This window comes from Candidatus Methylospira mobilis, assembly GCF_009498235.1.
Classification (GTDB): Bacteria; Pseudomonadota; Gammaproteobacteria; order Methylococcales; family Methylococcaceae; genus Methylospira; species Methylospira mobilis.
In genome coordinates this window covers 26,572-49,615 of record NZ_CP044205.1, presented here as the reverse complement: position 1 = coordinate 49,615, position 23,044 = coordinate 26,572, and the positions used below count along the sequence as shown (strand labels likewise).

At 54.3% G+C, this 23,044-nt stretch carries 19 protein-coding genes and 1 pseudogene; 16 read left to right on the top strand and 4 right to left on the bottom strand.

The genetic code is table 11. The annotated features are described in order from the left end of the window. The first annotated feature begins 77 nt into the window (after nt 1-77). The 13 genes and pseudogenes from F6R98_RS00200 (at nt 78) to F6R98_RS00145 (ending at nt 17,138) form a co-directional block, all read left to right on the top strand. Nucleotides 78-1,361, top strand: coding sequence for an NAD(P)/FAD-dependent oxidoreductase (locus F6R98_RS00200; protein WP_153247202.1), 1,284 nt, complete (start codon nt 78-80; stop codon nt 1,359-1,361). 168 nt (nt 1,362-1,529) lie between these two features. Further along, the gene (gene cydP, locus F6R98_RS22665) at nt 1,530-1,721 is read left to right on the top strand and encodes a cytochrome oxidase putative small subunit CydP (RefSeq protein WP_407079327.1); all 192 of its coding nucleotides are present in this window, start codon (nt 1,530-1,532) and stop codon (nt 1,719-1,721) included. Beyond that, the gene (locus tag F6R98_RS00195) at nt 1,711-3,294 is read left to right on the top strand and encodes a cytochrome ubiquinol oxidase subunit I (RefSeq protein ID WP_153247201.1); all 1,584 of its coding nucleotides are present in this window, start codon (nt 1,711-1,713) and stop codon (nt 3,292-3,294) included. Before cydP ends, F6R98_RS00195 begins: the two co-directional genes overlap by 11 nt. Before the next feature lie 21 nt (nt 3,295-3,315). Further along, a pseudogene (cydB, locus tag F6R98_RS00190) lies at nt 3,316-4,380 on the top strand (cytochrome d ubiquinol oxidase subunit II); the annotation flags it as partial. A 71-nt stretch (nt 4,381-4,451) separates the two neighbouring features. Beyond that, on the top strand, nt 4,452-4,589 hold the full coding sequence (gene cydX / locus F6R98_RS00185) for a cytochrome bd-I oxidase subunit CydX (protein WP_455423469.1): 138 nt from the start codon (nt 4,452-4,454) through the stop codon (nt 4,587-4,589). 448 nt (nt 4,590-5,037) lie between these two features. Continuing rightward, the gene (locus F6R98_RS00180; protein ID WP_153247199.1) at nt 5,038-6,504 is read left to right on the top strand and encodes a TolC family protein; all 1,467 of its coding nucleotides are present in this window, start codon (nt 5,038-5,040) and stop codon (nt 6,502-6,504) included. Between the two features lie 81 nt (nt 6,505-6,585). Further along, nucleotides 6,586-7,677: an efflux RND transporter periplasmic adaptor subunit gene (locus F6R98_RS00175; RefSeq protein WP_153247198.1), complete on the top strand. Its 1,092-nt coding sequence runs from the start codon at nt 6,586-6,588 to the stop codon at nt 7,675-7,677. Then, nucleotides 7,667-10,906, top strand: coding sequence for an efflux RND transporter permease subunit (locus F6R98_RS00170; RefSeq protein WP_153247197.1), 3,240 nt, complete (start codon nt 7,667-7,669; stop codon nt 10,904-10,906). Before F6R98_RS00175 ends, F6R98_RS00170 begins: the two co-directional genes overlap by 11 nt. A 59-nt stretch (nt 10,907-10,965) precedes the next feature. After that, a complete protein-coding gene (locus F6R98_RS00165) occupies nt 10,966-12,669 on the top strand; it encodes an FAD-dependent oxidoreductase (protein ID WP_153247196.1) in 1,704 nt (567 codons plus the stop codon). Nucleotides 12,670-12,877: 208 nt separating this feature from the next. Beyond that, nucleotides 12,878-13,195, top strand: coding sequence for a CZB domain-containing protein (locus F6R98_RS00160; protein ID WP_228125011.1), 318 nt, complete (start codon nt 12,878-12,880; stop codon nt 13,193-13,195). Nucleotides 13,196-13,352: 157 nt separating this feature from the next. Next, nucleotides 13,353-13,769: a bacteriohemerythrin gene (locus F6R98_RS00155; RefSeq protein WP_153247195.1), complete on the top strand. Its 417-nt coding sequence runs from the start codon at nt 13,353-13,355 to the stop codon at nt 13,767-13,769. A 244-nt stretch (nt 13,770-14,013) separates the two neighbouring features. After that, entirely contained in the window at nt 14,014-16,164 is a 2,151-nt protein-coding gene (locus F6R98_RS00150; RefSeq protein WP_153247194.1) for an ABC transporter substrate-binding protein, read from the top strand. Continuing rightward, nucleotides 16,161-17,138 (top strand): ABC transporter permease, encoded by a 978-nt coding sequence (locus F6R98_RS00145; RefSeq protein WP_153247193.1) that lies wholly within the window; start codon nt 16,161-16,163, stop codon nt 17,136-17,138. Before F6R98_RS00150 ends, F6R98_RS00145 begins: the two co-directional genes overlap by 4 nt. Nucleotides 17,139-17,150: 12 nt before the next feature. Here F6R98_RS00145 and F6R98_RS00140 read toward each other — a convergent pair whose 3' ends face one another. Together F6R98_RS00140 and F6R98_RS00135 are read right to left on the bottom strand one after the other, a co-directional pair. Beyond that, the gene (locus tag F6R98_RS00140) at nt 17,151-18,347 is read right to left on the bottom strand and encodes an MFS transporter (RefSeq protein ID WP_153247192.1); all 1,197 of its coding nucleotides are present in this window, start codon (nt 18,345-18,347) and stop codon (nt 17,151-17,153) included. A gap of 45 nt (nt 18,348-18,392) precedes the next feature. Next, nucleotides 18,393-19,103: an autoinducer binding domain-containing protein gene (locus F6R98_RS00135; RefSeq protein WP_153247191.1), complete on the bottom strand. Its 711-nt coding sequence runs from the start codon at nt 19,101-19,103 to the stop codon at nt 18,393-18,395. Between the two features lie 180 nt (nt 19,104-19,283). On the opposite strand from F6R98_RS00135, the gene F6R98_RS00130 reads away from it, so the two are divergent. After that, entirely contained in the window at nt 19,284-19,724 is a 441-nt protein-coding gene (locus F6R98_RS00130; protein ID WP_228125010.1) for a DUF4902 domain-containing protein, read from the top strand. 85 nt (nt 19,725-19,809) lie between these two features. Further along, entirely contained in the window at nt 19,810-20,367 is a 558-nt protein-coding gene (locus F6R98_RS00125; RefSeq protein WP_153247190.1) for an acyl-homoserine-lactone synthase, read from the top strand. Between the two features lie 124 nt (nt 20,368-20,491). Here F6R98_RS00125 and bfr (F6R98_RS00120) read toward each other — a convergent pair whose 3' ends face one another. Next, a complete protein-coding gene (gene bfr, locus F6R98_RS00120) occupies nt 20,492-20,965 on the bottom strand; it encodes a bacterioferritin (protein ID WP_153247189.1) in 474 nt (157 codons plus the stop codon). Nucleotides 20,966-20,975: 10 nt separating this feature from the next. Beyond that, complete coding sequence (bfr, locus tag F6R98_RS00115; RefSeq protein ID WP_153247188.1) at nt 20,976-21,461, bottom strand: bacterioferritin; 486 nt, start codon at nt 21,459-21,461, stop codon at nt 20,976-20,978. 219 nt (nt 21,462-21,680) lie between these two features. Between bfr (F6R98_RS00115) and F6R98_RS00110 the strand changes: the two genes are divergently transcribed. Beyond that, complete coding sequence (locus F6R98_RS00110; RefSeq protein ID WP_153247187.1) at nt 21,681-23,039, top strand: DegQ family serine endoprotease; 1,359 nt, start codon at nt 21,681-21,683, stop codon at nt 23,037-23,039. Nucleotides 23,040-23,044: the final 5 nt, after the last annotated feature.

Here is a 23,044-nt window from a genome sequence, read left to right as displayed (position 1 = left end):
TAACTATCAAAAATGGTACTGGTTGCAAAAGAAGACATAATAAAGGCAGTTTAGCCATATCAACCGAGGAAAAAACCATGGCAAAAATCGTTATTGTCGGTGCGGGTATAGGAGGTATTCCTATGGCTTTTGAAATGAAGGAAAGCGCCCGCAAACAGGATGAGGTTGTCGTTATTGCCGACACCCCCACTTTTCATTTTGTGCCATCAAATCCTTGGGTAGCAGTGAACTGGCGGAAACCCTCCGATATCAAGGTCGAGTTGGCGCCGGTTTTCAAAAAGAAAAAAATTACGTTTATTCAGCAGAAGGTAACGCGGTTTCTGCCAGAGAATAACCGTGTTGAACTCGCTAACGGCGAGCATGTGGATTATGACTATCTGATCATTGCTACCGGACCCAAGCTTGCATTCGATGAAGTACCGGGACTGGGACCGAATGGGTACACCCAGTCCGTGTGCCATGTCGATCACGCAGGTGAGTCTGGCGTGTTCTGGAGCAAATTTGTTGAGGACCCAGGCCCCATCGTGATAGGTGCAGTACAAGGCGCATCCTGTTTTGGTCCCGCGTATGAATACCTTTTTATCGCTGAATCCGCTCTACGCAAGCGGAAAATACGTGACAAGGTCAAAATGACCTATGTCACCGCAGAGCCCTACATAGGTCATCTGGGGCTCGGTGGCGTGGGCGATACGAAAGGCATGCTCGAAAGCGAGCTGCGCAACAAGCACATCAACTGGATTTGCAATGCCAAAGTCGACAAAATCGAAGATGGCATGATGTATGTCACTGAAGTAGATGACAACGGTCAGGAGAAAAAAAAGCACGAACTGCCTTTCAAGCACAGCATGATGTTACCGGCCTTCAAAGGTGTTGATGCGCTGCTTGGTATTGAAAAGCTGGTTAATCCGCGTGGTTTCGTTATCGTCGATGAACATCAGCGCAATCCTACCTATAAGAATGTTTACTCGGTTGGTGTGTGTATTGCCATTCCACCCTTGGAGCAGACGCCTGTACCCACCGGCACACCCAAAACGGGTTATATGATCGAGTCCATGGTGACTGCGACGGCTCATAATATACGCGCACAACTGGATGGAAAGGAGCCTGACCACAAGGGTACCTGGAATGCATTGTGCCTGGCCGACTTTGGTGATTCCGGCGTTGCTTTCCTGGCCATGCCGCAAATCCCTCCGCGTAATGTGCAGTGGGCTTCGAGAGGACGTTGGGTACATTGGGCCAAAATAGCGTATGAAAAATACTTCATGCGCAAGGTCCGCAAGGGCGTCAGTGAACCTATTTACGAACGACTCCCCCTGAAAGCCATGGGGATCCTGCGCCTGAAGAAAAAGCCGCCACAGTAATTCAATACCTGATACGAGGTTTTAACGATTCCTTCGACCAGAATATCAAGTGCTAGTCGAAGGACACTTTCAACAGCTTGGTGTTTTTGCGTTGGAAAGAAAAACAAAAAGCAGTAGTTTTTTCCAAAACCCGAGAAGAAGCTCGTACCTACCTCGTCTGTTTACTCGCTGAAAAAAGAGTTCTCCCTGGTATTTGCTGTGAAGATCGTGTTGCTGTGTGGATTGTGGGCTGTGTTTTTCCGCCACGACGGGAAAACGTCGCCGACCGATGTTGCGGCGGTCATTTTTGTGAGGCCGTCAGCAGCAGATACAGGCGACTACGATCCAAAACTCAATGGAGGAAATTCATATGTCCGGTGATGAAGTTGTATTGCTTTCCAGGGTGCAGTTTGGCTTGACTGCGCTTTATCATTTTCTGTTTGTCCCGCTCACGCTCGGAATGACATTCTTATTGGCCATCATGGAATCGGTTTACGTGATGACAGGCCGGGAAGTCTATCGCGATATGACCAGATTCTGGGGCAAACTGTTCGGTATCAATTTTGCGATGGGTGTCACCACCGGTATTACCATGGAGTTCCAGTTCGGCACCAACTGGTCATATTATTCGCATTATGTAGGCGATATTTTCGGGCCACTGCTGGCGAGCGAGGCCTGGATGGCGTTTTTTCTGGAATCCACTTTCGTCGGGCTTTTCTTTTTCGGTTGGGAGCGTCTAAGCAAGGTGCAGCATTTGACTGTGACCTGGCTTTTGGCGCTGGGCACCAGTCTGTCGGCACTGTGGATATTGATCGCCAATGGCTGGATGCAATACCCGGTCGGCGCTGAGTTTAATTATGAAACCTTACGCATGGAATTGACGAGTTTTGCCGAGGTGATTTTTAACCCGGTCGCCCAGGTAAAATTCGTTCATACCGCTGCGGCGGGATATGTGACTGCCTCCATGTTTGTTCTGGGTATCAGCTCCTGGTATTTGCTGAACCAGCGCGATATTGCGTTTGCGCGACGCTCGTTTTCCATCGCAACGGCATTCGGATTCGCCTCGATACTGTCGGTGATTGTACTGGGAGATGAAAGCGGATATACCCAGGGAGAAACGCAAAAATCAAAACTGGCTGCAATTGAGGCCGAGTGGGAAACGGAAAAGGCCCCGGCCAGTTTTACCCTGGTAGGTTTTCCGGATCAGCAGGCTGAGAAAACCCGTTGGGCCATCAAAATTCCTTACGTACTCGGTTTGATCGCCACGCGCTCGATAGACGAAGAGGTCAAAGGATTAAAACAGCTTAAACAGGATAGCCTCTTGCGGATACGCAACGGCATGGTTGCCTACGGCGCCTTACAAAAAATGCATGGTGGAAACAAGAGTCAGGAAGTACGCCATGTGTTCGAGGCGCATAAAGCCGATTTGGGCTATGGGTTGTTATTGAAAAAATATACGCCCCAGGTAGTCGATGCCAATGACGAGCAGATCGCCATGGCGGCGAACGACACTATTCCGAAAGTAGCGCCGCTGTTTTGGACCTTCCGTATTATGGTGGCATGCGGTTTTACCATGCTGTTTGTTTTTGCCATGGCGTTTTATTATTGTTCGACTCGCGTGGCAGATCAAAAGCGCTGGTTGCTGCGTATGGCGGTGTGGTGCATTCCATTGCCCTGGACAGCGGCTGAAACCGGCTGGTTTGTTGCTGAATTCGGTCGCCAACCCTGGACAATTTCCGGAGTTCTGCCGACGCATTTGAGTGTGTCCAGTGTCACTACCGATCAGCTCTGGTTCAGCATCGGAGGGTTCCTGTTGTTCTATACCCTATTGCTGGTGGTCGAATTGTTTCTCATGTTCAAGTATGCGCGCCTGGGTCCCAGTAGTCTGCATACCGGAAACTATCATTTTGAGCAGAACACGTCTTCCGTGCCTGCTGCTACTGCCCGCACATAATCGGCGACAGGGAGACTCATCATGTTTGATTACGAAACAATTCGTTTGATCTGGTGGATACTGATTGGCACTGTTGCGATTGTTTTCACGATAACCGAAGGCTTCGATTTCGGTGTGGGCGCATTATTGCCGTTCCTGGGACGCAGCGACAACGAGCGTCGCGTGATTATCAATACCATTGGTCCTGTATGGGAGGGCAATCAGGTTTGGCTGGTACTGCTGGGCGGCGCTATTTTTGCTGTTTGGCCGCCCGTCTACGCAACACTGTTCTCCGGGCTTTACGCCGCCATGTTGCTGGTACTGTTCGCGCTGTTTTTCCGTCCGGTCGGCTTTGATTACCGCAGCAAATTGACCTGTCCTGCGTGGCGTAATGCTTGGGACTGGGGTTTGTTTGCCGGCGGCGCGTTACCGCCCATTCTATTGGGTGTGCTCGTCGGCAACCTGGTGATTGGCTTGCCCTTTCATCTGGATACGGAGTTGCGCTCATTTTATACCGGTTCCTTCTGGGCCTTGTTGAGCCCGTTTGCGCTCTTTTGCGGTGTAACCGGCTTGCTGCTGACCCTGTTTCAGGGGGCTATATTTCTTAAATGGCGCACAGAAGGTGTGGTGCGGGCGCTGTCCTGGGGCCGTTGCTGGTCCTGTTTGTAGGAATCATTGCTTTTTGGATGCTCACCGGTATGGCGCGTCCCGAAATAACGCAATCATTGGGTGGTTTTGCCCCATCCAACCCGTTGACGAAAACAGTGGTAATGTCGCCTTCCGGAGCCTGGTTTAAGCACTACGCGTCCAATCCATGGATGTGGATTGCGCCGTTGTTGGGTATAGGCGGCTTACTCGGCGCGTGGATTATTGCGAAAACTCAGGCTACCTGGCTGGCTTTCGTGCTGGCCTCATTGGGTGTAGCCGACATTCTGCTGTCGCTTGGTTTCGGCCTGTTCCCGTTTCTGCTTATTTCCTCGACCGATCCGAATTCCAGTTTGACCCTGTGGGACGCCACGTCCAGTCATTTGACTCTGCTATGGGCTTTCTGGATTACGTTGGTATTTTTACCGATCGTACTGCTTTATACGCGTTGGGTTTATCGTGTGATCTGGGGACCGGTAACGGAAGCAAGGATTGTTGCAGGCCGGCATAGTCTTTATTGATAGATCAATTTAATGACAGGAGATGCAATCATGTGGTATTTCACCTGGATTTTAGGCGTTTGTTTTTCGGCCTCGTTTGCCATTATTAACGCAATGTGGCTTGAGTCCAACTGTGACGAAAGGATACATAAAAGCGGTAAAGATATTTAAAAAATATCATTCCTGCTCAATTTAATCATGGGTTAGGAGCTTGTCGGATAGAGCGTCGCGAGATTAAAAACACCGCATTAAATCATCAATGTTTTTAATAAACTAATTTTGTAACTATTCAGCGAGTTCTTTTGAGTCCTGGGCGAAGCCCGTCGGAAGTGAGGAAAACCAGTCGAGACAAGCTGCAAGTCCGTCCCTGGAAGCTCTCTGCGCCCATCCATGGGCGCAGAAGGTCTCGCCTGACTCACCTCACTTCCTCTTCAGCGGGTATGCTGAATAGTTACCTAATTTTTATATATCACAAAGAAGGATATTTTATTTCCAACTGACGCCGCGCGCTGCTTGACAAAACAAATAATCACTACCCGACCTTTCTCCAGGGGGTGGATCAGCGCAACTGGAGATGAGACATCCTTATTATATCTATTGATTAGCGGAACTTAATGTGGTGAGAACAATAAAACGTATTCCCTGGTCTGACATACACGCGAATCTCGTGCTGCCGGTTTCTGCCTGCATTGCTTTGGCGGCGCCGGTTTACTCCGCGTCGGCGCAGGAGCCCGTGGAGTTTACTGCCGCAGAACCGAAAACAGCCGGCGCTTTCCATGCCCGGGGTTTGATTCTGGAGCAGGTGCTGGAACTGGCGTTCAGCAAAAACCCCGATATGCAGGCGGCGGAAGAGCGTATCGGCCAGGCCGAAGCCAGGGTAATTGAGGCAACGGCTAACTTTTATCCCAAACTGATGGGGCAGGTCGGCTACACCTATACCGATAACCCGGCCCTGGCGTTTTCGGCGATTGTCGCTCAGCGCCGTTTTGATTCGCAGAGTTTGGGAACGATTAATAATCCGGGCTATATCGGCAACTTCCGTCCGGAATTGGTGGGTACGATGTCCTTGTTCGAAGGCGGTCGCGATTATTACCGTAAAAAAGCGGCCGAGCTGGGTGTGGAAGTGAGCGAACTGGAACGCGCTGCCTTGCATAACCAACTGGCGGCGGCAGTGACGGCCGCATATTACGCCGTATTAACGGCGCCGCGGGAGGTTGAGGCTGCACGCCGCTCGCTTGCCGCCGTCGACAGCGAACTTAATCATGCGCGCGAGATGCATCAGGCGGGTTCGTTGCTGCGCTCCGATGTGCTGTCTCTGGAAGTAAGGCATGCGCAGGCCAGGGAGCGCGAATTGCAAACCTTGAACGCGCATGAGTCCGCGCATACGGGGTTAAAGACACTGCTGGGGTTGGGAACGGGCGATACGCTCGTGGTGAAAGAAAGCCTGAAGGACGACAAGGCGCCCCAACATGCGTTGACGGAAAACCTGTTGAACACGGCGTTGGCGCAAAGGCCGGAAATGCAGATAGCTGCGCGCCAGGTGGAAATGCGTGAAAAAGAGCTACGCGCCGAAATCGCTGGGCATATGCCGCGTGTCGACGCCTACGCCGCCTATGGATTGAACGAATCATCGCCGCAATTTAATTTCAGCAAGCAAAACCTGACAGTAGGCGTCAATGCGCAAATAGAGATTTTCGGCGGCGGCGCTACCTCGGCGCGGGTGTCGGCGGCGGAGCGGCGCGTGGCCGAGGCGCAGGCGGCGCGTGAACGCGTGCGTCTCGATATCGATGCCGAAGTTCAACGCGCGAAGAATAATCTGAGCGAAGTGGAAGCGCGCCGGCAGGTAACGGAAGCGGCGCAGACATCGGCGGAAGAAGCCTTGCGTCTGGTGCATGAGCAATACCGGGCCGGGGCGGCCGGCGTTACCCGCTATCTGGAAGCCGAAGCGGATCGCACCGCGAGCGAAATGCGCGCGGTAACCGCCCGCTTCGAAGTGCAGATTGCCCGGGCCAATCTGCAAAAAGCCATTGGGTATTGGTTTCAATCGGACTTTGAAGCCGAGCGTCGAACGAGCGGCGGCAAGTAGCCGCTGTTGTGTTTGTCGCGCGCTTTGCGCGGCGAGTTCACACTCTCAAAGAGCAAAGATTCATACCATCAAGGTGTACTGATGAATAAATTCGATTACGAGCCACAGCAGGCAGCATCCCGCAAAAAAATCATTTACGCCGCTCTCTCGGTTCTGGGGTTGATTCTGATATTGGTCTGGATGCAAGGCGGTTTCACTCACAAGACCCAGCCGGGACATGCCGATCCGGCAGGCCGCCACGCCGTCGATAAAAGCGTTCCAACTGCGCAGGTGGTCGAGCGCGATGTCGATGAAATTCAGTTCTGGCCCGCGTCGGTAACGTCCAGAGATGTTGCTCACGTCGCCTCCCGAGTGGCTGCGCGTATCGTAGCATTGAAGGTGCGCGCAGGCGACAGGGTGACGGCAGGGCAGGTGCTGGGGCAGCTGGACGACAAGGAATATGGTTCGCGTTTGCAGCAGGCGCGTTCGGCGCTGGAAGCCGCTCAAGCACAAGCGCAGCGGACCACGGCCGAACTCCGCCGTAGCGAAACCCTGTTTGAAAAAGAGGTTGTGACACAGCAAATGCTGGAGGCCGCACAGGCTGCGGCCCGTACCGCCAACGCCCAGGTAGCCGAAGCGCGCGCGGCTGTCGGGGTTTCCGCGTCGGTGGATGCGGAAACGCAACTGCGCGCACCGTTCGATGCAGTGGTGGTGCGGCGTCTGCTGGAGCCGGGCGACACCGCGATGCCGGGCGCTCCGGTATTGTTGCTGCAATCGCTGCGCCATCTACGCATCGAAGCGGCGCTGCCGGAAAGCTGCGCCGCATCGCTGCAGCTGGGCGATCGATTATTGGCGCAAGTCGGACAGAATCATTACCCGGTCGCCATCGAAGAAATCTCGCCGGTGTTCGATGCCGATACGCGCACCACGTTGATCAAGGCCGGGCTGGATGCTTCCGTATCGCTGCGGCCGGGCGCGTTTGCCCGACTGGAAAAAGCCTGCGGCAATCACCGGGGCTTGTTCGTGCCGCTGGCGGCGGTGCATCGTAGCGGCCAGCTGGAATCGGTTTACCTTGTCGAAGACGGCAACGAACAGCTCCGGCATATACGCACCGGCAAAGCGCAGGCCGAATGGGTCGAAGTGCTGGCCGGTTTGAAGGCGGGGCAGACGGTGAGTTTAAGTCATGGCGAGTAACATCAACAACGGACCCGTACGCAGAGGCTTCAGCGCCGAAATTGTCCGGCTTTTTATCACCTCCAAGCTGTCCATGCTGCTGTTGATCGCCTCCCTGCTGGCGGGGATGGGCGCCTTGTTGCTGATGCCGCGTGAGGAAGAGCCGCAAATCATCGTGCCGATGGCCGATGTCTGGGTGCAAATGCCGGGCGCTTCCGCCGAGGAAGTGGAAAAACTGGTGGTTACGCCGCTGGAAAGCCGCCTCCGGGAGATAGACGGCGTCGAGTATGTGTATTCGTCGTCGCGCGAAGGCGAAGGCATGGTGACGGTGCGCTTCTACGTCGGCGAAGACCGCGAAGACAGCCTGGTCAAGGTCTGGAGCAAACTGATGTCGAATCAGGATGTGATTCCGCCCGGCGTCAAAGGCTGGGGAGTCAGGCCGGTGGAAATCGACGACGTGCCGATAGTGACGCTGACCCTGTCTTCCGCCAATGCGCTGTACGACACCGCCGCGCTCAGACGGCTTGCCGACGAGATCAAGGTCAAGCTGGGAGAAGTGGCGGATGCCGGAAAAATAGCCGTGGTTGGCGGCGAACCGCGCCAGATGGAAGTTTATCCCGACCCGGCGGCGCTGGCGGCGCACGGCTTGACCCTGCCTGAAGTGCTGGTCGCGTTACGTAGCGCCAATATCAGTCTGCAGGCAGGCCGTTTCGAGCGTGGCGATCAGGTTATCCAGGTCGACGCCGGGCCGATGTTCCACAGCGGGGACGATGTTGCGATGACGGTGTTGAAAACACAGGATAATCGCGCCGTGTATTTGCGCGATGTCGCCGAGGTGCGCGATGCCGCCGAAATCAGCAGTTATACGCGCATGAACTTCGGTCCCGCCGCTGCGGACAGCCGCCATATCGGCGGGCAGGAAACGCAGGCTGCGGCGCCGGGGGAGCAGCGGCAGGCGGTGACGGTGGCGGTTTCCAAGCGCAAGGGGGCCAATGCGGTTGCGGTAGCGGAAAGCACCATCAACATGGTGGATAGCTTGCGCGGCAAGCTGGTGCCGGACGACGTCACGGTCAGCATTACGCGCGATTACGGCGAAACCGCCAATCACAAGGTCAACGAACTGGTTAAACATCTGTTTATCGCGATTTTGACCATACTGGTGCTGCTGGCGTTTGCGCTGGGGCCGAAAGAATCGCTGATCGTCGCGCTGGCGGTGCCGATGACGCTGGGCGTGACCCTGCTGTTCGACCTGGTGGCGGGTTATACCATCAACCGCGTCACGCTGTTCGCGTTGATATTGTCGCTCGGTCTGCTGGTCGACGACCCCATCGTCGATGTCGAAAATATCTACCGTCATTTCAAGCTGCGCAGGGAAAGCCCGCTCGATGCCGCGCTGACCGCGGTTGACGAAGTGCGGCCGCCCACCATCTTTGCGACGCTGGCGGTCATCGTTTCGTTTCTGCCGCTGTTTTTCATTACCGGCATGATGGGGCCGTACATGGGGCCGATGGCTTTCAACGTGCCGATTGCGATGCTGATGTCGCTGCTGGTCGCCTTCACCGTTACGCCGTGGGCCAGCTATCACCTGCTGCAAAGCGAATATGGCAAGGGCGACGAAGCGCCGTTCGATCTGAAACGCAGTTCCGTTTATCGCTGGTACGACTGGGCTTTGGGCGGGCTGCTCCGGCATCCCATGCGCGCGCGTCTGTTTTTGTGGCTGACGCTGCTGGCGTTTGCCGGATCGGCAATGCTGGCGGTCACGCGCGCGGTTCCGCTCAAGCTGCTGCCGTTCGACAATAAAAACGAGATGCAACTGGTAATCGACATGCCGCGCGGCAGCACCCAGGAGGCGACCGACGGCCTCGCGCGCGAACTGGAAGCCTATCTGGCGCAAGTCAACGAAGTCACCGATTTCCAGACCTATATCGGTCTGGCGTCGCCGATGGACTTCAACGGCATGGTCAGGCATTACTACCTGCGCAGCGGCGGCTATGTCGGCGAGATTCGCATCAACCTGCTGTCCAAGGAAAAACGCGAGCAGCAATCGCATCAAATCGCGTTGCGGCTCCGTCCCGACATAGAGGGAATAGCCGCGCGTCATGGCGGCAACGTCAAAATCGTCGAAACGCCGCCCGGCCCGCCGGTATTGTCGACCTTCGTTGCGGAAGTTTACGGTCCGCCAGATCGCGATTACCGCGATCTGGCGCAGGTCACGCGCACTGTGCGCGGCTATATCGAGGGCATCAACGGCGTGCGCGACGTAGACGATTTTGTCGATGAAGACATGCAACGCATCCGTTTCGACCTGGACCGGCAGAAAGCCGCGCAGCAGGGCGTGACGGTGGCCGATGTGGCCGCTACCCTGCGCATCGCTCTGGCCGGAGAGCAGGCCGGCATTGTGCACGAACCCTCGGAGCGATTGCCGTTGAGTATCCGCGTCAGGCTGCAGCGCGCCGAGCGCTCGTCGGTGGCCGATTTGCTGGCGCTACGCGTTAAAACCGCGCGCGGTGCATTGGTGCCATTGGGCGAGTTGGGACAGATCAGCGAAGAAACGGTGGATCAGACCATTTATCACAAAAACCTGAAGCGTCTGAACTACGTGATAGCGGAAATGGTCGGGCAGACGCCGGTCGAAGCGGTGCTGGACTACTGGGCTATCGAAAAAGCGCATCCGCTGCCGGCAGGCTACAGCGTCGATCTGGCCGGCGAGGGGGAATGGAAAATTACCGTCGATGTGTTCCGCGACCTGGGGCTGGCGTTCGGCGCGGCGCTGTTGATGATCTATGTGCTGCTGGTCGCGCAGACCGGTTCGCTGAGCATGCCGCTGATCATCATGGTGGCGATACCGCTGACCATCATCGGCATCATGCCCGGATTCTGGGTGCTTAACCTGTTTACGACGCCGGTTGCCGGGTTCGACAATCCGATCCTGTTCACCGCGACCGGCATGATCGGCATGATCGCGCTGGCCGGGATAGTGGTGCGCAACTCGATTATCCTGATCGACTTCATCGAACGCCTGCGCGCGCAAGGCGTGGAGCTGGTCGAGGCCATGATCGAAGCCGGTGCGACGCGTCTGCGCCCGATATTCCTGACCGCCGGCGCGGCGATGTTCGGTTCGTTTGTGATCACCCTGGACCCGATATTCTCAGGGCTGGCGTGGAGCTTTATATTCGGTATTTTTGCATCCACCGCGTTTTCGTTGCTGGTGGTGCCGGTGGTTTATTATTTGTTGAATAAAAATAAATAGAGTTCCATGCTGTCGATTAAGTCATTAATTGTCAATTATTACTGAAAAGGGATGAAAGTATGAACCCAGGCAAGAAGAAACGCATTCTAATCGTCGGCGGCGTCGCTGGAGGCGCATCCTGTGCTACCCGCGCACGACGCCTGTGTGAAAACTGCGATATCGTCCTGTTTGAGCGCGGGCCGCATGTGTCGTTTGCGAATTGCGGCTTGCCGTATTTTGTCGGCGATGTCATTCAGTCCGAAGCCAAGCTACTGGTGGCGACGCCGCAACTGTTTCGTGAGCGCTTCAATATCGATGTCAGAACCGAAACGGAAGTGGTTGCCATCAACCGCGAGACGCGCATGATCGAAGTACGTGATCTGAGGTCGGGCGAAGTTGATTTCGAACACTATGATGCTTTGGTTCTGGCGACAGGAGCTACGCCCATCAGGCCGTCCTTACCGGGAATCGATCTGCCCGGAATACATGTGGTGCGCACCATCCCCGATAGCCGAAAACTCAAGGCAGCCGTTTCCAACGCCGGTAGTGCCGTAATGGTGGGAGGCGGTTTCATTGGTTTGGAAATGGCTGAAAATCTGGCCGGGCTAGGACTGAAAGTCACGGTGCTGGAGTTGGCCAACCAGGTTTTGCCTCCGTTGGATCCTGAAATGGCTTTTTATGTCGCCGAACGGCTACAAACTTGCGGTGTGCAGCTCAGATTGGGCGAAGCTGTTGAAGCATTTACTGCCAAAGAAGGCGGGGGTTTATCGCTACAAACATCCAGAGGATCAGCGATAGAGAGCGATTTGGTCATCCTCGGAATTGGCGTGCGCCCGGAGGTATCGTTAGCAAGAAAGTGCAGTTTGGAGCTGGGAGAAAGAGGCGGTATTCGCGTTGACGAGTTTCTGCACACCAGTGATCCCAATATATGGGCAGTGGGCGACGTAGTAGAGGTAAAAAACCGCATTACGGGCGAATGGCAGTTGATGCCGCTTGCCGGCCCAGCCAATCGGCAAGGGCGCATTGCCGCGAGTCATATTATTTATGGCTTTAGATGTAAGGCGGGCCAGGATGCACCGCCCCCGCTGACTTTTGATGGCATATTAGGCACTGCCGTATGCGAAGTGTTCGGTCTCACCGTAGCCACTACCGGCGTCAGTGAAAAAGCGCTAAGACGCGCAGGCATTGAAGACTTTCAGGCCGTGTTTCTGCACCCCGGTCATCATGTGAGTTATTTTCCAGGCGCGAAACCGATTCACATGAAGCTGCTGTTCTCTGTACGGGATGGCCGAATTCTAGGCGCACAAGCAATTGGCGAGGCTGATGTCGCGCGTCGTATCGACGTCATTGCTACAGCAATGATGCAGGACGCAACGGTTTACGATCTCGAAGAATTCGAGCTTTGTTACGCGCCGCAGTTCGGCGCAGCCAAAGACCCTGTCAATATGGCCGGCATGATTGCATCCAACGTGCTTCGCGGTGATTTGGCGCTGGCGAACTGGAACGATATATCCAACACCGACGCATTGATCCTGGATGTTCGCAGCCCTGCTGAATTCGATGCCGGATACATGCCGGATGCATTGAATATTCCGCTGGAAACATTACGGGAGCGTCTGGCTGAACTGCCGGTAGACCGGGAAATCCTCCTGGTTTGCGGGGTTGGCCAACGCGCGTATTATGCTGCACGGACGCTAAAGCAGGCAGGGTTTCAAGTGAGCATCCTTTCAGGAGGCATGCAGACTTATCGAACCTTTGTGAAAAGTACTGACGTAGCAGGTTAAAAGACGTGTATTTTGACCCAATTTCATCCGCCGAAGCGCGTTTGCGTCAGCGGATGAGATGGGTCGGTTACTACCTGCATGCAACTTAAAACGCAACCAGGAATAGATTTACCTGTTAAAAACAACAATCATTGTCACAGCATAAAACCAATAAATATATCAGGGGATAAAATATGGACATGGGCGAAGCCTTACATAAACACGCTGAATGGAAAACAAACTTCGTGCAGCCATGATAAAAAAAGAAACTCTGGATACCGAAACCATAGGGAAAGACAATTGTTGCGACATGGGTAAATGGCTGCATGGAGATGGAAAAAGAAGCCTCGGAGAACTGGCATCTTATAGTGTTTGTGTTGAAAAACACGCCAATTTCCACAAGGAAGCCGGCAAGGTGGCGACGCTTATCAACGCCCGGAAATACGATGAGGCGGAACTTGCTCTTGGGCTCCATTCCGCTTATGGACAGGCCAGTAACGCGGTTGCAACCGCAATTGTCAGATTACGAAAAGAAGGCGGATTATAAAAACCACCCGCTGTTTCCAACCCAAAGAACCTGAAAACTTCCGCGTGCGATAAAGTTCATATATCCACTGCATAATTCATCCGCTGGATCGAAAACCGCAACGCCAAGCATAAACACGAAATATAACCGGTTTTACCAAAAAACAAACGAGGCAGTTATGACATTATTTGAATGGAGCGACGACCTCCTTGTCGGGGTACTGGAAATTGATGACCAACACCAGAGATTGGTAGAACTTATCAATATACTACACGATACCGTAATCAACCCGGATCAGGATTCCGATAAACGCATAATGAAAGAGATCATTGAAGAACTCTTTGATTATACAGAAGCGCATTTTTCAATTGAGCAATATTTAATGGGGTTACATGCGTACCCTGAATCCAGCGCACATATGGCAGAGCACGGTAAATTCATTGACAACATAAGACAATTTGAAAGGGATTTTAAAGAAAACGGCACAAGCGTCAGGGAGGATACGCTTGCCTTCCTGAAGGATTGGCTATACAACCACATCATGAAAGTAGACAAAGCTTTCGGACAATACCTGAACTCAAAGGGCGTTTACTGACACGCTTGATTCCTTGACGAAGGACGTCAAAACAACTATTTTACGCATCACAATCAAATGCGACATGGCGCTGGATAAATAAGATATTGCCGATTAACGATAACCGTGTCGTGACGTCAAGGCGCCGCGACACAGCGTACGCCTGTACAAACGAATTGACCATGATCCCGGCAGAAACCGGCGATTTCTTACCCGGCGTGGTTTTCACTCGGCGAACGCGGCTGAGTGAGGATTGATAAATATCATGAAATTTTTCCTTCTACTCATTACCCTTATCGCGCTGGCGTCCTGCGATAAACAGCGCCCTCCGAACGACCCTTATCCCTCCGAATCGGCGGTCGGCAACACGCTGTACATGGCGTTCGCCGAACGCCCCAAGCACCTGGACCCGGCTCGCGCCTACAGCGACAACGAATACGGACTGATCGCGCAAATCTACGAACCGCTGTACCAGTACAACTACCTGAAACGCCCCTATACGCTGGAACCGCTTACCGCAACCGGGCTGCCGACGATACGTCTGCTGGACTCAGGCTTACAGCCGTTGCCCGATTCGGCTCCCGCCGATAGCGTCGCCTACAGCGAATACGATATCCAGATTAAACCCGGCATCCGTTATCAGCCTCACCCCGCATTTGCGCGCTTGCCGGACGGCAATTACCGGTATCATGCGCTGACACAGGATGCGCTGAGCAACATCCACGGCATAGGTGATTTTGAGGAAACAGCCGCACGTGAAGTCATCGCGCAAGACTACCTCTATCAAATCATGCGCCTGGTTCATCCGCAATTGCATTCGCCCATAGCCGAGCTGATGCAGGACTATATATTCGGCCTGAAGGAGCTTGGGCAGCAACTGGAGCAGGACTTTCGCAAACAGCCGCCGGAGGCTTTTTTCGATCTGCGCAATTACAAACTGGAAGGCGTCAAGGTCGTCGACGATCACCATTTAATCATACGCATCAAGGGTAAATTTCCTCAGTTCCGCTTCTGGCTGGCGATGCCGTTTTTCGCGCCTATGCCGTGGGAAGCCGACGCGTTCTACGCCCAGCCCGGCCTGGTCGCCAAAAACATCAGCCTCGACTGGTTTCCGGTCGGCAGCGGCGCTTTCATGCTGAGCGAAAATAATCCGAACCGGCGCATGCTGTTGAGTAGAAACCCGAATTTTCACGAAGAATATTACCCCGCCGAGGGCGAGGCCGGCGACGCCGCTGCCGGTTATTTGCGCGATGCCGGCCACAAACTGCCGTTTCTGGATCGCGTCCTTTATACGCTGGAAAAAGAGTCCATACCGTACTGGAACAAGTTCCTGCAGGGCTATTACGATTCATCCGGCTTATCTTCTGATAATTTCGATCAAGCAGTCCAATTCAGCGGACAAGGCGCGATGGAATTATCGCCGGCCATGAAGGAAAAGGGTATTGAGCTGAAAACCTCTGTCGCCACGACCCTGTTCTACATGGGCTTTAACATGCTCGACCCGATATTGGGCGGCGCCACCGACCGCGCTATTAAACTGCGTCAGGCTATCGGCATCGCCGTGGATTATGAAGAGTTCATCGCCATATTCGCCAATGGTCGCGGCGTTCCCGCGCAGGGCGTCATCCCGCCCGGCATATACGGAAACGAAGAAGGCGAGGCCAGCATCAATCCCTTCATTTACGACTGGGTTAACGGCGAAGCGCAGCGAAAAAACCTTGCTGCGGCGCAGAAGCTGATGGAAGAAGCAGGCTACCCCGGAGGGGTCGACAGCAGTACCGGCAAGCAGTTAATCCTGTATCTGGATACCTCGGCCAACGGCCCGGACAGCAAAGCGACGATGAACTGGTATCGTAAACAGTTTGCAAAACTGGGCATACAACTGGTAATACGCGCCACCGACTACAACCAGTTTCAGCAAAAAATTCAGGCCGGCAATGCGCAAATCTATACCCTGGGCTGGAACGCCGATTATCCCGACCCGGAAAATTTCTTTTTTCTGCTGTACGGCCCCAACGCCAAAGTTGCCAATGGCGGCGAAAACGCTTCAAATTATCGCAACGAACCATTCGACCGGCTGTTCGAACGCATGCGCAGCATGGACGACGGCCCCGAGCGGCTGAAATTGATCCGGCAGATGCACGACATCATCCGCCATGACGCGCCCTGGCTGTTCGGTTATCACCCCAAAGGCTTCGCGCTGCATCATGCCTGGTATTCCAACCTGAAACCCAACCAGATGGCGAACAACGAAATTAAATATCTGCATATCGATCCGGTACTGCGCGAACACGACCGCCGCGCGTGGAACCGTCCGGTGTATTGGCCCTTCATTGCTGCGCTGCTGATACTGATAGCAGCGCTGGTTCCGGCCTGGCTCAGCTACCGCAAACGGCAACGGGCGAGCATCTCATGACCGCCTATCTGATCCGCCGCGTTCTGTACGCAATTCCGTTGCTGCTCGGTGTCAATATCCTGACTTTCGTACTGTTTTTTGTCGTCAACAGCCCGGACGACATGGCGCGCATGCACCTCGGACAGAAGCACGTCACCCAGGAAGGCATAGCCAAATGGAAGCATGAACGCGGCTACGACCTGCCGCTGTTGTGGAACGACAGCGCCGAGGGCGCAGAAAAAGTCTCGAAAACCATTTTCTACAGTAAATCATTGGGGTTATTTCTTTTTCACTTCGGACGCTCCGACAGCGGGCGCGATATCAGCGCCGATATATATCAGCGCATGTGGCCGTCGCTGGCGTTGGCGGCGCCGTCGCTGCTGGCCGGCCTGCTGGTGCATGTGAGTCTGGCGCTGCTGCTGGTGCTGTTTCGCACGACCTACGTCGAGCGCTGGGGCACGCTGGCCTGCGTGATATTAATGTCGGTATCGCCGTTGTTTTTTATCATCGGTGGACAGTTCGTCATGAGCAAGCTGCTGCGTCTGGTGCCGATTTCCGGCTACGAAGACGGCTGGGGCGCGATCCGCTTTTTAATCCTGCCGGTCATCATCAGCGTAGTCGGCGGCACCGGCTCCAGCGTGCGCTGGTACCGCGCGCTGTTTCTGGAAGAAGTCGAAAAAGACTATGTTCGCACCGCGCGCGCCAAGGGTTTGAGCGAGCTGCGCGTTCTGTTCGGCCACGTATTGAATAATGCGATGATTCCGATCCTGACCGGCGTCGTGGTTTTGCTGCCGCTGCTGTTCATGGGCAGTCTGCTCAGCGAGTCCTTCTTCGGCATACCAGGGCTGGGCAGCTACACCCTGGACGCGATCAACCTGCAGGATTTCGCAATCGTACGGGCAATGGTTTTTCTGGGGTCGGTGCTGTATATCGTCGGGCTGCTGCTGACTGATATTTCCTACACGCTGGTCGATCCTCGCGTGCGTTTTGAATAGAAAAATAGCTTATCAATCAATGTGATATTTCCTATGTGGCAAACGCGGCGCCAGCGCCAGCGTCAGCACGGCAAACACCGCGCCCGCGTAAAAACATACAGCCGATCCGTATGTTTGCCACAACAAGCCGGCGACGACGCTCGCGGGCAGCATGAAAATACCGCTCACCAGATTAAAAATACCGAAGGCGGTGCCTTTGAGCTCGCGCGGCGTGGTGTCTGCGACCAGCGTCGCCAATATCCCCTGGCTGAACCCCATATGCAGACCCCACAGGCTCACGCCGACCATCAACCCGAGTACAGATTGCGCCAGCGCCAGAATCACGTCTGCGGCTATCAATAAAACCAGACCGATAACCAGCATGCTGGTGCGGCTGATACGGTCCGAAAGCTTGCCGGCCGGGTAGGCGGATAGCGTATAAAACAGGGACATGACCACCATCACCAGCGGCACCCAGGTCATGGATAGCCCGGTCTGTTGCGCCCGCAGCACCAGAAAAGCCTCGCTGAATCGCGCCAGCGAAAAAACCGCGCCAACGATCACCACCCACCAGTAGCCGCGCGAGAAACGCCGCAGCACATCGATATGGATCGGAGAGTGAAAGGTGTGTGATTTTTCTTCGCGCTCCGGTTCGCTGACGCCGAACGCAATCAGCATCACGGTAAGCATCGCCGGAACCACGGCAAACCACAGCACCAGGGGGATATCGTCGTGAAACAGCAGCATCAGCGCTATCGCCAGCAGCGGACCGAGAAACGCGCCCACGGTATCCATGGACTGGCGCAAGCCGAAACAGGCGCCGCGTATTGCGGGCGGCGCCACGTCGGCGATCAGCGCATCGCGCGGCGCGCCGCGTATGCCCTTGCCGATGCGGTCGAGAAAGCGGGCCAAAAACACCATCTCTGCAGAGGTTGCCAGAGGAAACAGCGGCTTGGTCAACGCCGCCAGGCCGTACCCCAGCAGAATCAGTCCCTTACGCCGACCGATAAAATCGCTGATCGCCCCGGAGAACACCTTTGCAATCAATGCAGTGGCTTCGACAACGCCTTCGATCACGCCGACAGTCAACACACCGGCGCCCAGCGTGTTGACCAAAAAAATCGGCAGCAGGCTGTGCACCAGCTCGGACGACAAGTCCATGAACAGGCTGACAAAGCCCAATGCCCATACTGTGCGTGGAATTCCCTGTGTAGCTAAAGCTTTTTTCATCGGAGTCTTCTGTTTCCATGCGTTACCCCGCAAAATAACCAATTATCACAACAGCCCAAGAACAGTGGCCCGGATCGCAGCGGAGGTTTTATTGGGAGCATTCAATTTGGCGACGGCATTGCGAATATGAAAATTGACTGTGCGCTCGGCGAGATTCAGGATACTCGATATTTCTCCTGCGGTTTTACCTTCGGCAGTCCAGCGCAATACCGCGCGCTCACGGCTTGATAATATAACATCGATTTCCGGCATGATTTTCGGAAGCAGGCAGCGAGTCATTCCAACATGAATCGTTTGCGCCAGCCAAGCCATTTCAAATTCCTTTTCTCTCAGTTCTTTCGAGGTCAATGGCTCAGCTGAACGCGCAAAGGTCGTCATTCCACAAACCCCGGCGCCGTCACGTACCGACTGCGCCCATCCGACGCACAAACCAAACGAGCGCGCCTCCTCCCAAAACTCGGGAGCCGAACGAAAGACATCGTCAGACCAGACAAGCGGCCGCGGGGTACGTATTCCGTGCTGAATAGTCGGGTCGACCGCCAGATATTTTTTGTCTTGATATCTCGTCTGCCAGACGGCGGGGTAACTGTTGTGCATTATTATTTTCGGCTCACACAAAGGCAAAGGCAAACGCAAACCGTGCGCGCAATGCTCAAACCCAAGCTGTTTTGAAAGTGCCAAAACCTCCTGAAACAACTCATCTTCGTGCTGAGTGGATTGCAATAAATGTAATTGGTCGTCTTGCCAAGGCCTCACGGTTAAGCCTGCTAAAGAAGTTATTAGTTTGTTGTTAGCGCACAGTCATACTATAACTCGAAAAAGCAATACCAGCGTTGAGCAAAAAATACAAGCTGTCAATCTTGACACTAGCCATTATTACTGGCTTTATGTAGTGTGTTTATCTGGACTGACTAACGTTTACCCAGGAAGCACGCCATGAAAATTACTCAAGAACCTACTGCAATCTCCTACGCCTGGATGCCTACGATTACACTATCTCATGATGGCTATGTACGCCTGACATTTGATGCCTTTCAGCAGATCCCGCTGGTACAGCTGATTTCAGGCCTGGACGAAGATATCCCTGCCGAACCAGCGCAAGGAGCCAGTCTAGCGGAAATCACAGGATACACAGAGTGGGTAAGCAACACGGCTCCGCCTATCAGCATAGGCTGGGACTGGAAGTTGCAAGCCTTGCACAATGAAAACAGTTATTACCATCGGTCAAGCGAACCCAGGAGCAACCTGATGCTGACCGACGCAAAACAGCTGGATTTGGGGTCCGAAAAAACCGCAGCATTGCTGGGAAAAGCCATTGACGGTTTTGATTGGCAGACAGGTGTTCGGGAGTTTATCAGTAATCGGTACGCGCCATAACCTGTCAATATTGACAGTTGTTCGAAAACGTTTCTCCCTGTCAAATGTACATCCCATGGGCTGTAATTCATTCAACGGAGGAGATATGTACGTAATCGCAGGCACGCCGGCAGAACTACCTGCCGGGTTTTACTCCAAAGTAGCCAACTACCGCCACAGGGTCTTTGTGGAACGGTTGGGGTGGCCGCTGCAAAGTTTTGACGGCGCGGAACATGATCAATTCGACCGTGACGATACCGTGTACGTGGTTTCAAAAAAGGAGCACGGTGAAATTACCGGCTGTGCGCGGCTGCTGCCAACCACTCAGCCTTATTTATTGGCCGAGGTTTTCCCCCAGTTGCTCAATGGCATGGAACTTCCCAATTCACCGGATATATGGGAGTTATCGCGTTTCGCTTCTGTTGACTTTAACGCAAAAACAGCTACGGCTCTAAGCCAGTTTTCATCTTCCGTTACCATAAAACTACTCCGAGAAGCCATTGCCTGCGCGATGAAGCGTGGGGCAAAACGCGTCATCACGGTATCTCCGATCGGTATTGAGCGTTTATTGAAGCTCTCAGGGCTTCATGCGCACAGAGCCGGACCGCCCATGATAATTGACGGTCACCCTATCTTCGCCTGCTGGATCGAAATAGAGCAATAAGGCTTTTACCCAGGAGTTCGCAACATGGAGACAACGGCGCAAAAATCGTCTCATCGCTGAGAATGCGACGGACCCGTCTTTGCGCCACCTGCCTTTCATTTAGTTGTCAGCTATAAGCTATCGCCTACTCCATATGCGACTGCAGGTAGTTCGGCAGACTGACGTCCTTGATCAAATCCATCTGGGTTTCCAACCAGTCGACGGTTTCTTCGCAATGCTCCAGCAGCTCAGCCAGCAAATCGCGGCTGACATAATCCTGCAGGGTTTCGGCGGCGGCGATCGCTTCGATCAGCAGCGGACGCTGGATTTCGCGTTCGTATTGCAGATCACCTTCCAGACATTCGACCACATGTTCGCCTATCAGCAGCTTGCCGAGGTTCTGCAGATTCGGCAGGCCTTCAAGAAACAGGATGCGCTCTATCAGCTTATCGGCCTCCTTCATCACGCGTATGGATTGCTTGTACTGGTAATCGTTCAGTTTTTCCAGCCCCCAGTTACGAAACATGCGCGCATGCAAAAAATACTGGTTGATGGCAGTCAGCTCGTTCTTGAGCACCTGGTTCAACAGCGGTAGTACGGTTGTTTTATCGCCTTTCATGATTCGCTCCTCAGCCCGGCTGTCCGGGCTCCATCTGACTTTGCTGATAATTTTGCAGGCCCACCAGATCGATCAGACGCAGCTGACGCTCCAGATAGTAGGCATGATCGGTTTCGGTATCTTCGAGCTGGACTACCAGCAACTCTCGCGTAACGTAATCCTGGGCCTGTTCGCAGGCGGCGATTGCGCTTTTCAATTCGCCGACGACACGGTATTCCAGTTCGAGATCGGCTTTGAGCATTTCGGGAACGGTGCTTCCGACATTTAGCGGACTACGCAACGACAGATTCGGCGTACCCTCCAGAAAAAGAATGCGCCGGATCAGCGCAGCGGCATGCTGGCGCTCATGATCAGACTCGTGCAGGCTTTTTTTCGCCAGATGCGGGAAGCCTTTATCGGCATAGATTTCGCCGTGTATCAGGTACTGGTCGACTGCGGTTAATTCGCCGGCCAACAGGCCATTAAGAATATCGATTATATTTTTTTCACCTTTCATGAGGTTTCTCCTGGGCAGCGACAAGAAAATCGGTGTCTGCGGACAACCGGCCCGATGGGCCGGCAACCGCTCAGACTCCATTGTAGGCGAGCGCTGCACGCTTGTCAGTAAAAGGCATGAAAGAAAACGCCCAACGGAGAATAAACTCGCGATCTCTTGAATTTTTTCTAAAACACCCTATATTCCAGACTTCTACACCCGCAACGAATGGGAACTCAGATGACCCTATATATACGACTGGCCCTGGCTGCGATCGCTGCCAGCCTGATGATAGTAATACCGGCCGCCGAAGCCGCTCTGCCGTTGAGCGTCGAAGGCCAGTCTTTGCCCAGCCTGGCGCCGATGCTCAAAAAAGCGACGGCGGCCGTCGTAAACATTTCCACGCGCACGCATATCGAAGCAGCGCAGAACCCGTTGATGCAGGACCCGTTTTTCCAGCATTTTTTCAATCTGCCCAACATACCGCAACAGAGAAGGGAGTCTTCCAGCCTCGGCTCCGGCGTAATAATCGACGCACATCGCGGTTACGTGCTGACCAATAATCATGTAATAGACAAGGCCGACAAGATTCAGGTCACGCTGCACGATGGCCGCCAGCTCGCCGCCAAACTGGTCGGCACCGATCCCGACTCTGACGTAGCCGTAATCCAGGTAGAAGCCAGGGATCTGGAGGCATTGCCCATCGCCGATTCCAGTCAGTTGCAGGTGGGCGATTTCGTGGTTGCGATCGGCAATCCGTTCGGCCTCGGGCAAACCGTCACCTCCGGCATCGTCAGCGCGCTGGGCCGCTCCGGACTGGGCATAGAAGGCTATGAGGATTTCATTCAAACCGACGCATCGATCAATCCCGGCAATTCGGGTGGCGCGCTGGTCAATCTGCGCGGCGAACTGGTCGGCATCAACACCGCCATTCTGGCGCCCAACGGCGGTAACGTCGGCATCGGCTTCGCTATACCGTCGAACATGGTCGAGAGCATCAAGAACATCCTGATCGAACATGGCGAAGTCAAGCGCGGCTTGCTCGGCGTCAACGTACAGGATCTGACTCCGGATCTGGCGCAGGCCTTCGGTTTGAAACAGCATCAAGGCGCGGTGATTACGGCGGTCAAACCCGGCTCTCCCGCGGAAAAAGCAGGCCTGGAAACCGGAGACGTTTTTGTAGCGATAAACCATCGCCCGATTAAACAGGGATCGGACGTGCGCAACTCGCTCGGACTGGCGCAGGTGGGCGAGGAAGTACAAATCGAGGTGCTGCGTAAAGGTGAGCCCGAAGCGCTCACCGCAAAAATCGTTGCCCCGAAGCTGGCTCAGGAAGACGGCAAAAGAATACATCCGCGGCTGGCGGGCACCGTGCTCAACAACACCCCGCCGCAAGCGCCTTACGAGGGCGTGGTAGTGGAGCGCATCCATACCGGTTCTTATGCGTTTCAGGCCGGTCTGCGTCCTGGAGATATAATCGTCATGGCCAACAAGAAGCGCGTCACCAACATGGAAGAACTTCAGGCTGCGGCGGGCGCCGGTCAATTGCTGCTGAACCTTCAGCGTGGCGATGCGGGACTATTCTTGCTGTTGCGTTAAAAACG